At 38.4% G+C, this 14118-nt stretch carries 13 protein-coding genes; 10 read left to right on the top strand and 3 right to left on the bottom strand.

The genetic code is table 11. From position 1 onward, the window contains the following. From gatB to AC6CH1_RS16155, 3 genes are all read left to right on the top strand, one after another. Positions 1-1446, top strand: a complete 1446-nt coding sequence (gene gatB, locus AC6CH1_RS16165) for an Asp-tRNA(Asn)/Glu-tRNA(Gln) amidotransferase subunit GatB (RefSeq protein ID WP_251690796.1) — start codon at positions 1-3, stop codon at positions 1444-1446. Between the two features lie 468 nt (positions 1447-1914). Further along, positions 1915-3087, top strand: coding sequence for an N-acetylglucosamine-6-phosphate deacetylase (gene nagA, locus AC6CH1_RS16160; RefSeq protein ID WP_498318496.1), 1173 nt, complete (start codon positions 1915-1917; stop codon positions 3085-3087). A 15-nt stretch (positions 3088-3102) separates the two neighbouring features. Next, entirely contained in the window at positions 3103-3975 is an 873-nt protein-coding gene (locus tag AC6CH1_RS16155) for a GNAT family N-acetyltransferase (protein ID WP_251690794.1), read from the top strand. A gap of 43 nt (positions 3976-4018) precedes the next feature. On the opposite strand, the gene AC6CH1_RS16150 is transcribed toward AC6CH1_RS16155, so the two are convergent. Both AC6CH1_RS16150 and AC6CH1_RS16145 read right to left on the bottom strand, forming a co-directional pair. Beyond that, positions 4019-4915, bottom strand: a complete 897-nt coding sequence (locus AC6CH1_RS16150) for an alpha/beta hydrolase (RefSeq protein ID WP_498318494.1) — start codon at positions 4913-4915, stop codon at positions 4019-4021. Then, positions 4912-5529, bottom strand: a complete 618-nt coding sequence (locus AC6CH1_RS16145; protein ID WP_498318492.1) for a YesL family protein — start codon at positions 5527-5529, stop codon at positions 4912-4914. The genes AC6CH1_RS16150 and AC6CH1_RS16145 overlap by 4 nt, the downstream gene beginning before the upstream one ends. A 169-nt stretch (positions 5530-5698) precedes the next feature. Here AC6CH1_RS16145 and AC6CH1_RS16140 point away from each other — a divergent pair, with 169 nt between their 5' ends. From AC6CH1_RS16140 to AC6CH1_RS16125, 4 genes are all read left to right on the top strand, one after another. Continuing rightward, on the top strand, positions 5699-7006 hold the full coding sequence (locus AC6CH1_RS16140) for a sugar ABC transporter substrate-binding protein (protein ID WP_251690791.1): 1308 nt from the start codon (positions 5699-5701) through the stop codon (positions 7004-7006). 69 nt (positions 7007-7075) lie between these two features. Then, positions 7076-7993, top strand: a complete 918-nt coding sequence (locus tag AC6CH1_RS16135) for a carbohydrate ABC transporter permease (RefSeq protein WP_251690790.1) — start codon at positions 7076-7078, stop codon at positions 7991-7993. A gap of 24 nt (positions 7994-8017) precedes the next feature. Next, entirely contained in the window at positions 8018-8821 is an 804-nt protein-coding gene (locus AC6CH1_RS16130; protein ID WP_251690789.1) for a carbohydrate ABC transporter permease, read from the top strand. Positions 8822-8830: 9 nt separating this feature from the next. Continuing rightward, complete coding sequence (locus tag AC6CH1_RS16125; protein WP_251690788.1) at positions 8831-9670, top strand: Gfo/Idh/MocA family oxidoreductase; 840 nt, start codon at positions 8831-8833, stop codon at positions 9668-9670. Here the strand turns inward: AC6CH1_RS16125 and AC6CH1_RS16120 are convergent. Then, positions 9664-10956, bottom strand: a complete 1293-nt coding sequence (locus AC6CH1_RS16120) for a transcriptional regulator (protein ID WP_498318489.1) — start codon at positions 10954-10956, stop codon at positions 9664-9666. The two genes, AC6CH1_RS16125 and AC6CH1_RS16120, sit on opposite strands and share 7 nt — an antisense overlap. An 83-nt stretch (positions 10957-11039) precedes the next feature. On the opposite strand from AC6CH1_RS16120, the gene AC6CH1_RS16115 reads away from it, so the two are divergent. The 3 genes from AC6CH1_RS16115 to AC6CH1_RS16105 are packed head-to-tail and all read left to right on the top strand — an operon-like array spanning position 11040 to position 14118. Continuing rightward, positions 11040-12056 (top strand): NAD-dependent epimerase/dehydratase family protein, encoded by a 1017-nt coding sequence (locus AC6CH1_RS16115; RefSeq protein ID WP_498318487.1) that lies wholly within the window; start codon positions 11040-11042, stop codon positions 12054-12056. Further along, a complete protein-coding gene (locus tag AC6CH1_RS16110) occupies positions 12057-13136 on the top strand; it encodes a dihydrodipicolinate synthase family protein (protein ID WP_498318485.1) in 1080 nt (359 codons plus the stop codon). Further along, the gene (locus AC6CH1_RS16105) at positions 13105-14118 is read left to right on the top strand and encodes a zinc-dependent alcohol dehydrogenase (protein ID WP_498318483.1); all 1014 of its coding nucleotides are present in this window, start codon (positions 13105-13107) and stop codon (positions 14116-14118) included. The genes AC6CH1_RS16110 and AC6CH1_RS16105 overlap by 32 nt, the downstream gene beginning before the upstream one ends.

Below are 14118 nucleotides of genomic sequence, written 5' to 3'. Positions count from 1 at the left end.
ATGAACTTTGAAACAGTCATTGGTTTAGAGATTCACGTTGAGTTAAAAACAAACTCAAAAATCTTCTCTAGCAGTCCAAACCACTTTGGTGCGGAACCAAACACAAATACAACAGTAATCGACCTTGGTTATCCAGGCGTTTTACCAGTATTAAATAAACAAGTAGTAGATTACGCTATGCGTGCTTCTTTAGCATTAAACATGGACATCGAACAAGAAACTAAGTTCGACCGTAAAAACTACTTCTATCCAGATAATCCGAAAGCTTACCAAATTTCACAATTTGATAAGCCAATCGGTAAAAACGGTTGGGTAGAAATCGAAATTCCAGCTAAAGGTGATACACCAGGCTATAAAAAGAAAATCGGTATTACTCGTCTTCACATGGAAGAAGATGCTGGTAAATTAACGCATGCTGACGGCTATTCTTTAGTGGATTTAAACCGTCAAGGTACACCATTAGTTGAAATCGTTTCTGAGCCAGATATCCGCACTCCGGACGAGGCATATGCTTATCTAGAAAAAGTAAAATCAATCATTCAATATACAGGCGTTTCTGACGTACGTATGGAGGAAGGTTCTCTTCGTTGTGATGCGAACATTTCAATCCGTCCATACGGTCAAGAAGAGTTCGGTACAAAAACTGAGCTTAAAAACTTAAACTCATTCAACTTTGTCCGTCGTGGTTTAGAGCACGAAGAAATCCGCCAAGCAGAAGTATTAATGGCTGGTGGCGTTATTGAGCAGGAAACACGCCGCTTTGATGAAAAAACAGGTAAAACAATCCTTATGCGTGTTAAAGAAGGTACAGATGATTACCGTTACTTCCCAGAGCCCGACTTAGTACGTCTTTCAATTTCTGATGAATGGGTAGAGCGCGTACGTAACGAGATTCCAGAATTACCGGATGCTCGTAAAGCACGTTATGTTTCTGAATTAGGTTTAAATGATTATGATGCAAACGTACTCGTAGTAAACAAAGAGATTTCCGATTTCTTTGATGCAACTGTAAATGCAGGTGCTGATGCGAAATTATCAGCTAACTGGTTGATGGGTGATATTTCTGCATACTTAAATGCAGAACAAAAAGAGTTGAAAAATACAGCCCTAACACCGGAAAACTTAGCAGGTATGGTGAAATTAATTACGGACGGTACAATTTCTTCTAAAATCGCGAAAAAAGTATTCACTGAGTTAGTAACAAACGGTGGAGACGCAGCGAAAATCGTGAAGGAAAAAGGCTTAGTTCAAATTTCTGATCCGGAAGTAATTCGTGGTTTCGTAACAACTGTTCTTGATAATGATGCAAAATCAGTAGAAGACTTCAAAGCTGGTAAAGACCGTGCGATTAAAGCACTTCTTGGCCAAATTATGAAAGCTTCTAAAGGTCAAGCAAACCCACAATTAACAAACCAAATCTTAATGGAAGAAATTAATAAACGTTAATTTTTTTCTTAGAAGAGGGTAGGACATAACCCAAAAATGCTATTTTTCTCATAGAGAAAAATAGCATTTTTTTGCTGAGCGTTAAAAATTGATTTCCATTCCGGGACGCTTTCTGCAGGCACGGCCTTACACGAACGTTTCAGGCATCGGTGCTCCTGTCGCTACGCTTTCGTCGCAAAATAAATTTTGCTGTTCCCGCAGGAAGCTTTGCTTGTAGCGAAAGGCGTAGCCGTCAGCTGGTATTTTAACAGTGCGAAAGGTGATACCGTCAGCACGAACACTCGCCCTTCATTCCAATCAATTTTCCAAAATATCCGTTTCTTAATAAAGAGTTTTGTATTTATCCAAATATAATTCTACTTCTATCCCCATCTCTTTGTTTTATTTTAAAAGGAATTTTCTTGAAAATTGGCAAGTATAGGCTAATAATGGGGAATATAAAAGGCGAGGTAGAGGAGGGAAATGTTCATGGAAAAAACATGGTGTATTGGACCACTTCAAATTGTCCGGGAACAGCGGATAGAGGAAGATTGTTATGCCGTTATTGAAGGCAAAAAAATAGTCCGGTTTTGTAAAAAAGACGAATTGCCTGTACAAATCGATTTTGTGGAAACAAAGGCAGCGTATAAAATGATGCCGGGAATGATTGACCAGCATATTCACGGAATGTCCGGTGCTGATGTTATGGACGGAACTGAAAGCAGTCTAAATACGATCAGTATGGCACTTGCAAAATACGGGGTGACTACCTTTTTAGCAACAACGATGACTGCGGCAGATACACAAATCGAGCATGTTGTACAATCGATTGCCAATACAAAGAACAATGTTAAAGGTGCCAAAATTGCCGGCATACATTTAGAAGGTCCTTTCATTAACCCGATTCAAAAAGGGGCACAGTCCGATCGGTTTATAATAAAGCCTTCTGTAGAAATATTTGACCATCTAAATGAGTCTTCCCAAAACGAAATTAAACTAATTACACTAGCAGCTGAGTTAGATGAAGGCCATAAGCTTGCAACATATTTAAAAAATAAAGGGATTGTAGCATCAATTGGTCATTCTGATGCCAAATACACTGAGACAAAGGCATTGCTAGAACAACAGCTTATTCAGAATGCCACTCATTTTTGCAATGGAATGAGGCCAATCCATCACCGGGAGCCAGGCTTGCAGGTCGCTTTACTGCAAAGTGAGTGTATGCTGGAAATTATTGCTGACGGCTTTCATATTCACTCGGATATGATTCGCTTTATTTACGATACGATTGGTGAGGACCGAATGATATTAATATCAGACAGTATGCGGGCAACCGAATTAACAGACGGTATTTATGATTTAGGTGGACAACAAGTTCGGGTAGAAGAGGGCTTGTGTAAATTAGTCGGAAGTGATGCGCTTGCGGGAAGTACGCTCAATTTAAATAAGTCCAGAAAGAATATGAAAGAGTGGCTCGGACTATCAGATGTGACACTGGCTAAGCTGACTTCAACAAACAGTGCAAAATTGTTAGGGTTATATGAAGAAAAAGGGTCAATTGAAATTGGCAAAGATGCTGATTTTTATATTGTAAATGAAAAAGAGGATGTTGTATTAACTGTTTCAGAAGGGAAGATTATTTATGAAAATAGTAAGATTTAAAAAGGAGGGGTGGAAATGAATTTCATTAAAGGAGAGGCTGTGCGCCTTAACCCCGAGCTGAAAAAAAGTTTCTTTAAACTGGCAAACGATACTTTTGGTCTGGATTTCGAACAATGGGATGAGCAAGGGTATTGGAACGATACATATTGTCCCTATGTGTTTGAAGAGGATGGCGAAATAGTGGCCAATGTTTCTACAAGTATCGGGACGATGATTTTGGATGGCAGGCAGTATAAAGCTGTTCAAATCGGGACTGTTATGACAAATCCAAAATTCCAAGGGAAAGGATTGTCCCGTCAACTTATGGAAAAGGTGATGGAAGATCATGTGAGTGCACATATCATATACCTGTTTGCAAATAAAACAGTATTGGGCTTTTATCCGAAGTTTGGTTTTGAAACACGTATACAATCTACATTTACTGTGGATAAAAAAGATATTGAAACGGTTCATACTGAAGTGAAGAAAGTGAACCTGGATGATAAGCCTACAAGAAATGTATTTTATGAAACAACGGTGTTTAGAAAACCAGTCAGTCAGAAAATGAGTATGGTTCAAAATGAAAATATCGTGATGTTCCATGCATTGATGCAATATCGGGACTGTATTTACTATGTTCCTAAGTATCAGGCATTCGTCATTTTGAATGTAACAAGCGATTATGCTGAGTTAATCGATGTGATTTCTAAAGAGCAGGTTGATGTACAGGAAATACTCGGTTGCTTACCGATTCAATCCGAAAAAATCAGACTGTGCTTTACACCGGATAATTTAAAGATTCCTGTCATGCAAGATTTGCTCATCGATGAGGGAGCAATGTTTGTTAAAAATCAAAAAGATATTATGTATCCGAATAATTTGCTCTATCCATATAGTGGTTTGGCATAAAAAAATAGAGATCCGTAAAATCCTGCGGGTCTCCATTTTGCGGTTACTTCAATAATTTTGATGTAATATCCAAAAGCCGTTTTTTAGCTTTACGGGCAATTGGTATTCCCTCCAAGTCGAATCCGTGTGTACATCCTTGGTAAATATCAAATTGAACTTGTACACGGGACTGCTGTAGTTTATCCACAAATTCACATACTTCTTCGTAAAATAAATCGTGCGTTCCGATAAACGTATATACCGGCGGAAGCCCTTCAACATTTGCATAAAAAGGCGATGCATAAGGTGGGATGTTTTCAAGATCCGGTAAATAAGCAAGCCAACTTTTTCTGTTTTTTTCGGCATTCCAAATAGCAGGTGAGGTAAATTTCTTATGAAATGACCTTTCATTTGCATCAAGCATCGGATACAACGGTAAAACCGCCGCGATTTTTGGCCCTTTTTCATCTCGGGCTTTTAATGCTACGGCCAATGCTAAGTTTCCCCCGGCACTGGCGCCACTTACGATAATTTTCGTTAGATCTATATTCAGATCGCCTGCATGTTCACTTAGCCACTTTAATAGCTCATACCCGTCGTTTAAAGCAGCAGGGTAAGGGTTTTCCGGAGCGAGCCGATATTGCGGAATGAACACTACCGCTTGGAAGTTATGTACAAAATCTGTTACATAAGGTAAGCTGTCATCCGGACTGCCGAACACCATACCCCCGCCATGAAACCAAATAAAGCCCGGCATATTTTGTACTGCATTCTTCGGCTGTATCCGGATGACTCGTATATTTCCTATCATCATTTCTTCGATTAAACAATTTTCAAGTTGGTAGTTTTGCTCGGAATAATGGATAAATGTTCTGTTCATGATCAGTTGCTCGAATGTACGAGAATTTTTTAATTTATGATCAATACTTTCAACGAGTTCAGGGTGCAGTCCATTCATCATGTTACAGCCTCCGATACTTTCCGTTGTTCAATTTTCTTAAAGGAACGCAGAGAGAATTTCATAACGAACCAACTAAGCACACTCCCTGCAAATAAAGGGATTGCACCCGGCATAATATTGAAAATGCCATAGATCAATATGATACATAACGCATTTAAAATGACCGTGAAAGGTGAAGTGATCGTAAATAAAAATGCTTGTTTGATTATTGCCAAAAATGCTAAATCAAAATGTACATACACTGGAAAGAAGAAAAATAAAGTTCCAAAAATTAAAAAGGCAATGATAAAAGTTGGTATGAGAAAGAATGATAAAGAATCCACTATATAAATCGCATAAAAGTCGATTGCTAAAATCAGCACAATAATATAACTAATTACCGCATATCCATTACCTCTAAGCCACTCGGTTTTATAGACTTCCCAAAATGTTTTTGTAATCGGCTTCTCAATATTAAGAAGAAATTGTCTTGTAATTGTAAATAAAGCAATCGTCGCCGGAAATATTCCGAAAACAAAAAGTCCAATCGCAGAAAAAAATAGCCATAGAAAATTCAAGTAAATTATTTTTAATAGCTTTACACCAAAATCGTAAAACCCGTCCCAAAATGTCATAAAGTTAATAACCCCCTTGTCTTTATTATAAAATAAAAAATCTGAAAAATCGTACAATTTAAATTAAGGTCTTTTAATGGACTTGAGTTCCTCCTAAATTTTTTGTAGTCTGGAAAAAATAGCTATTTCGCTATTTTATACAAAGGAAAAATAAAAAGGGGGATGGGTTATGAGTAATACAATTTTTAAAAAGTTGGGACTGCTATTTTTAGTATTAGTGCTTTCTGTTGTAATGGCTGCATGCAGCGAAGATGAAACGACATCAACAGATGCGGATACAAATACGGACAATGGAAGCGCTAACACAGATTCAGAAGAATCTTCAGGATTATCAGGTGAAATCACAGTTTGGGCACACCCTTATACAGATGGCTCAACAGGTGAAGGAGATATGTGGAAAACATTTGCATCGGATTTTGAAGCTGAAACAGGTGTAAAGGTAAACTTCGAACAAATTCCATGGGCAAATCGTGACCAAAAAATCTTAACGGCTTTAGCGGCAGGTCAAGGTCCGGACGTATTCTATGTAATTCCTGACCAAATGCCACAATATGCAGAACAACAATTAATTTTAGATATATCGCAATATGTTACAGATGAAGATTTAAGCGGTTTTGTACCAACTGCTATCGAAGCAACAAGTTGGAAAGGCAAACAGTACGGAATGCCAATTTTACAAACAGCGGAGTCATTAATTTATAACAAAGATATTTTAACGGAGTTAGGGGTAGATGAAAACAGCCTTCCGACAACATGGGATGAATTCAAAGCTTTAGCTGAGAAAGCTAAAGCAGCTGGTTATTATGCATTCTCCTATGCTGGTGGAGGTTCTTTAAATAACACGCTTTATCCATTTTTATGGCAAGCTGGCGGTAATGTAATTGATGAAGAAAACAACATCTTAATTAACAAGCCTGAAGCGGTTAAGTCATTTGAATTAATTAACGAAATGTATACAAAGGGCTGGATTCCGCAAGATTCAATTACAGCGCTTGATCATGACTCACTTTACTTCGGCGGAAAGTTATTAGCTGTAAATGGTTCTGGTATTTCGGTAAACCGTTTATTAGCTGAGAAGCCATTTGAGTTTGTTATTGCTCCACCATTAAAAGATGCAGAGCAATTAACTTACGGTACTGTTGGTATGTTTGTAGGTTCGGCGATTTCTAAAAATCCTGAAGCCGCAGCAGAGTTCATGAAGTATATTACAAATACAGATAACCAACGTACATTCAACAATATTACACAATATATCCCGACACGTGATGAAGCGAAGGATATTTTTGATTCACAACAATACATGGCTCAATTAGCAGGCTACACAGAGTATGCGAAGCCAGGTGTGATTCACCCAGAAGGGCGTAATATTATGCCTTTAGTTCAAGCAGAAATTCAAGCAATGTTAGAAGGTAAACAATCTCCTCAGGAAGCTGCAGATAAAGCGGCAGACGCAATTGATAAGGTAATCAACAAATAATTTTAAAGGAGAGTTTGATCGTGAAGATCAAACTCTCTCATTACTTCAAGTACAGAAAGGGTGAGGCATGTGACCTCTACAACTTCTAAACAATCACTTAGTGCACGAATTAAGAGGGAGTTAAACAAAAATCTATTAGTCTATGTCGTGCTCGTTCCCGTAATAATTCATTTTCTTATTTTTCAAATCTATCCATTTGCTTTAAGTTTTTATTTAACGTTTCATGACTGGAAAATTATTGGGGACCCTGAGTTTGTCGGGTTAAAACATTGGAAAAGTTTGTTTGATGATGAAATCGCTTGGAAAGCAATATGGAATACAGTTAAGTTTTCCATCTATTATATAGTTCCAACAATGGCACTAGGCCTAATTTTAGCAGTAATCATTAATTCAGGAGTTAAATTTTCAGGTTTTTTTAAAGGATTGTTTTTCTTACCTGTTGTTACATCATTCGTAATTATTGCAGGGATTTGGGGATGGTTATTCCGCGGTACAGAAGATGGTTTTATAAACTATTTAATCGGTTTTGTCGGAATCAACCCACAGCTGTTTTTATCCAGTTCATCACAGGCACTTCTAGTCTTGGCAGGATTAAGTATTTTTAAAGTAGCGGGTACAACGATGATTTACTATTATGCGGGACTACAATCCATCGACCGTCAATTGTATGAAGCGGCTCGGATTGATGGTGCAAGTCCATGGAAGATCTTCTGGAAAGTTACATTCCCGATGTTAAAGCCTATTCACTTTTACGTGGCAATTACAACAACGATTGGTTCATTCCAAATTTTCGACTCTGCGTTCTTGTTAACGAATGGGGGACCGAACTACTCAACAACGACCATCGTGTATTACTTATATCATCAAGGGTTTACAAGCTTGAACTTGAGCTATGCAGCAGTCTTATCGTATGTGTTATTCTTTATCATTTTAATTATCTCGTTAATACAACGTAAATATATCGGGAAAGATCCAAATTATTATTAAGCTGGTGCGGGAAGGAGCAGATAAATGAAAAAAGTAATCTCTTATACAGCATTAGCAATATTAGCAATCATTTTTATAATGCCGTTCATCATCATGGTGTTCGGTTCATTAAAAGAAGTGAAACAGGCACAAATTGATCCGCTGTTTTGGCTGCCGACCAATCCATCAATCCAAAACTATATAACAATTTTTACGAATGGGATTTTTATACGATGGATCTGGAACTCTATCGTTATAACTGTCATTCCTGTTATTACTCAAATGCTTTTTGCGGCATTGCTCGGTTATATATTTGCTAAAAAGCAATTTTGGGGTAAAGAGGCAATCTTCTGGATTTTCATGGCAGTCATCATGATTCCTCAACAGTTATTTATTATTCCCAAATATATTATGTTCGCCGACTTTGGATGGATTAATACATATTGGGCATTAATTGTACCTGAATTATGGGCAATCATGGGTGTATTTTTAGTACGACAATTTTTACAGGGAATACCGAAAGATTTGGAAGAGGCTGCCTATATTGACGGGGCGAATGACTGGCAAATCTTCTTCAAGATTATTTTGCCGCTATCATTCCCGGTAATTGCGACAGTAGGAACTTTTGCTTTTATTTCAAACTGGAATGACTTATTCCAGCCGTTAATTTATTTAACAAATGAAAAGATGTTTCCAGTTACAGTTGGTCTTGCCTCGATGCTCGGAAAAGAAGGGAACTTCGGTGTCGAAATGGCAGGTGCAACAATTTCATTCATACCGACATTTTTAATATTTATTTTCTTCCAACGTTATTTTACAGAAGGAATTACAATGTCAGGTATTAAGTAGGGGGCTTCTATGAAAATAGGTATGATCGGAGCAGATTCAACCCATGCAGTCGCGTTCAGTGAAAGGCTACAGAAAAAAGGTCATGAGCTATTCGCATATCGGGGTGGATCTACAATTGAAATAAGTAGAAACCGAATTGAACGAGTTTCAGCGGAGTTGCATATAAGAGGAATTCCTTTTATAAAAACACTACAGGAACTGGCAGACATTTGTGATGCGTTTATCATTACATCGGTTGATGCCTCACAACATTTCGAGCAATTTGCAGTCTTGGCTGCTTCTGAAAAACCTATTTTTATCGATAAACCATTGGCACAAAATTACGAGCAGGCCATTTCCATTATGGAACTAGCCAATGAAAAGGGAACACCTTTGATGAGCTGCTCTGCTTTACGCTTTGCTGAAGAAATTCAACTGGCAAAATCTAAAAAGAGCATTGAGGCAGTGGACATCATAACTCCACTGCCGATGCTGCAGGAATTCGACTATTACTACTATGGCATACATGCAGTGGAAATGATCAGTGCGTTAAAAGGAACATCTTTCAAAGACATAGCCGTTACCTTTAATGATCAGCAACACTTTATCTCATTAACATATCAGGATGGGACAGTATCTTCAATTAGAGGGTACTTGCAGCATCGTCAAAGTTTTCAATTTGTAACACATACTCAGCAGCAAAGTGAATGGTTTGAAATTGCTGAAGGAGATGTCCGATTTTATGATCGCCTGATTGATGCAATAGAGCAATTTTTTATAGAGAAAAAAAGTCACATTGATCTCACCGACACATTGCAGACAATCAAACTATTAGATCAGATAAAGCATATTGCCAGCACAACTTACTGATTCTTTATATCTTCTAAAAACTGAATATAATAGATGCGTTTAGGACGTCCTCGGTGAGCTACCTTTTCCTCGCCGATAATATCAACTAGTCCGGCATCCAGCCATTTTAGCAGTATCCGATTTGCGCTTCGTAACGTGATATTCAATGTTTGAGCAAGTTCTTCGGCTGTATAAATAAACTTTTGATGCTTCATAATGCGACCCATTAATTTGGATATATAGGATGCGGACATACCGGCTTTTTCCGCCCGCTCCAATAATTTTAAATCTGTTATGACTAACGGGTACTGTTCATAGTTAATAAAAACGGTCGTATCGATTGGACCGATCACACTATTATCTTCACGCACGATATAACAAAGGTTTGGTCCGTTTTCATTTGCCTGATAGAGAGCCTGTTTGGCATGACGACCAGAATCATTTGCATTGATTCCAAAGCCGACACCGATTATGCAATTAATTTTCAGCTCTTCTTTAAAACGGGAAAGCAGCGGCAAATGTTTGTACCCTAATGTTTCGCGCTCAAATTGCCCACGGGTCGTAATAAAACTATATTGTAATGGATTCAGCATGATTAAATGACCATCCATTTGTTGTGTGAACTGCTGCAGTATTTGTTCCACTTTCGACTGTTCTTGTTTAGCAATCAATTCAAATTGAATCAAACCGTATACAATTTGACTTTCTTTGTTTTGTCGCCCTTTAGAGGCCAATAATACCCGTTCAAAAGCAACAATCAATTCTTGCTTTGTCGGAATTAAATAACGACATTCGATATTATGTTCACTTAATGATTCATAGACAGAGGCAATCGTAGTAACCGGAAAATAGCCTTGTTCAGCATGTTTTATATGATTTTCCAATATGGCATCAACCGTTTCGCCTTCAGAAAACACATAGTCGATTTTATGATGTAACTGATGTGTAATCGACAAGATGGTACTTTGTTGTAAAAAGTCAAAACAATACTGCTTCTGTTCATTTTGTATTTTATGGGTTAATAGCAATTCATATAGCTGAAGCGCTCTACTATTAATCTGATAAAGCTGCAAAGATGAATCATAGAATTTCAATTGCTGAAAAATATAAGGATCTGCTGCGACAAGCATTTCGTATTCATATATAAATCGCTGTAGCTCGTCCGTCATTATAAAGTCTTGTGTTAAAAAATAATGTGGTTGGATATTAGGGAATCCACGTAATGCTTCTTTAATTGTATCCTGCAAAATTTCAGGAACAATAATCCCTACTAAACTTTGTGAGGTATACGGAAGTGCCTTATTCATTATGTCTGTGCCTCCAAAAATCCATATTAATATAATTTTACAGAAAGATGTAAGAATATTCAATTTATAAAGGGGTGACCGCAATGCAAACGGTACAACAATTAGAAGAATTTATGACAAAACCTTCTGCTGCATTAGTAGAGGATATAAAAAAAATTGATGGTGATATTTTGATTTTAGGAATTGCAGGAAAGATGGGTCCTACTTTAGCAAAAATGGCGAAGCGTGCTGCTGAAGAAGCGGGGATCGAGAAACGGATCATCGGTGTGGCCAGATTTTCAAATAAAGAAATGAAAGAAGAGCTGGAATCTGCAGGGATTGAAACAATTACTTGTGATTTAATGGATGAAGAGCAACTCGCTCAGTTACCGGATATAACGAATATCATTTTCATGGCGGGAAATAAATTCGGTACAGTTAATAACGAACACTTCACATGGGCGATGAATACATACGTACCAGGTCGTGTGGCAGATAAATTTAAAAACTCAAATATCGTCGTATTTTCTTCAGGCAATATTTATCCATTTACTCCTGTAACAGCGGGCAATTGCGGAGAAGATGTAACACCGGTTCCCGTTGGTGAATATGCAATGTCCACATTAGGAAGAGAACGTATTTTTACGAATTTCTCCAATCGCTTTCATACAAAAATGCTTATGTTCCGTTTAAATTATGCGATTGATTTACGATACGGGGTTTTATTGGAAGTTGCAAAATCCGTCTACAATAATGAGCCGGTTGATGTCACGATGGGCAGTGTCAATGTCATCTGGCAAGGGGATGCAAACGAATACGCGATTCGCTCGCTAATACATTGCGAATCACCTGTAAAAATTCTGAATGTAACAGGGCCGGAAACATTGTCTGTTCGCTGGCTGGCGAAGGAGTTTGCAAAACGCTTTAATAAGGAAGCTATAATTATAGGGGTGGAACAGGAAACAGCATTATTAAATACAGCGGCCCATGCCCATAAATTATTTGGCTATCCCCGTGTATCCATTGAGCAAATGCTTGATATGGTTGCAAATTGGGTGGAATTAGATGGTGCCACATTAAATAAACCAACGCATTTCCAAGAGCGAAAAGGGGCGTTTTAAATGAATGAAGCTGTAAAAAAAGCATTGTTTGACGGTGCGTTTATTCCGGCGCATCCATTAGCGTTAAACGAAGACAAATCGTTGGATGAAGTAAGTCAGCGTGCCTTGACGAAATATTATATTGAAGCTGGTGTCGGGGGCTTGGCAGTTGGTGTTCATACGACACAATTTGAGATTCGTGATCCCCAATTCAACTTGTATGAGCGTGTTCTTTCAATTGCAATAGATGAAATGAAGAAAGCGAATGTTCCGGAATCCTTCATTAAAATAGGTGGTGTTTGCGGTCCGGTAGAGCAGGCGAAAAATGAAGCGACAATTTTAAAATCTCTTGGCTATGATTTAGCTTTACTAAGTATGGGAGGACTCCAACATTTATCAGAAGCGCAGTTATTGGAGCGAACGAGAGAAGTTGCCAAAATCATTTCTGTAGTTGGTTTCTATTTACAGCCATCAGTAGGCGGCCGTGTATTCACATACAAGTTTTGGCATGAACTTGCCAATATAGAAAATGTATATGCAATTAAAATGGCGCCTTTTAATCGCTATCAAACATTAGATGTCGTTCGGGCTGTAAACAATAGCGACCGCCGGGATGAAATCGCTCTTTATACAGGAAATGACGATAATATTGTCATTGATCTATTAACTGAATATGCATTTACGATTAATGGTGAAACCGTTAAAAAGAAAGTGGTTGGCGGCTTGTTGGGGCATTGGTCAGTATGGGCAAAAACTGCCGTTCAATATTTTGAAGAGATTAAGGCAGCTAGAGATAAAGCACAAATTGATGCAAGCTGGTTAACAAAAGCCATCGAAGTGACAGATGCGAATGCGGCTTTCTTCGACCCGGCACATGCCTTTAAAGGGAGCATTGCAGGGATCAATGAAGTATTGACGAGACAAGGATTGTTAAAAGGAAACTGGTGTCTGGCAGACCACGAAGTATTAAGTGAAGGTCAAGCCGATGAAATAACTCGAGTTTATAAAATGTATCCGCATTTAAATGATGATGTATTTGTTAAACAAAATTTAGCAAAGTGGAAATCAGGTGAGAAGAGTGAAAGCTTTACAAGCACATGATGGTGTCGTGAAAATAGCTGAAATCGATCAACCCGAGCTTTTTGCAACAGGGGTATTAGTAGAGACCTATTATACTGCTGTTTCACCAGGGACTGAACGGTTATTAATTGAAGGAAGCAAACAAGGGGTACGCCAGCTTGGTTATAGCGCTGTTGGGAAAGTGAAGGGAATTGGTCAAAGTGTTACAACCGTCCAAGTAGGTGATATCGTTGCTTGCTACGGTGCACCTTATGTTGGGCATATGGAGCAGCTTGTTGTACCGGAAATATTAGTAGCTAAATGTTCTGCAGAAGTTTTGCCAAAGCACGCGGCATTCGCAGCACACGGTACGATTGCCATTCACGCAATACGTCAAGGACAACTGCAGTTCGGTGAATCGGTTGTAGTTATCGGGTTAGGAGTACTTGGCCAAATGATTGCAAAGATTTGCGCAGCAGCAAGTTATGACGTCATCTGCTATGAACCTAATGAAAAAAGAGCAGAAATGCTGAAAGGTACACCGGGCATTGAAATTTTTTCGGATTTAAAAGAAATGGAACAGCATATTGTGGATTATACGAAAGGGCATGGTGTAGATGCTGTTCTATTATGTGCTGGTGGCAAACAATCTGAAACAACTCCCCGTACCCTTGAGTGGGTTCGTAAGCAAGGCAGAATTGTTATTGTCGGTGATGTAGAACCACAATTTAATCGTGAACAATTGTTTATAAAGGAAGCGATCATTACGATTTCAAGAGCTGGCGGACCAGGCCGTTATGATGCTCGCTATGAAAGAGAAGCGATTGACTACCCGTATCATTATGTTCGCTGGACGGAAGGGCGCAACCTGGCAGCCTATATTCGTTTACTGGAACGAAAGGCGATCGATGTTTCTGACTTTGTGCAACTGGAAATTCCTTTTGAAAATTCAGCCGGTGTGTATGACATATTAGAGAGCAGTGAGGCATTGACCGCCATCATTGAATATTCGGGAGGGAATTAA

It is taken from the genome of Solibacillus sp. GQ1 (assembly GCF_059758555.1).
This window is presented reverse-complemented; position numbering and strand designations above follow the sequence as displayed.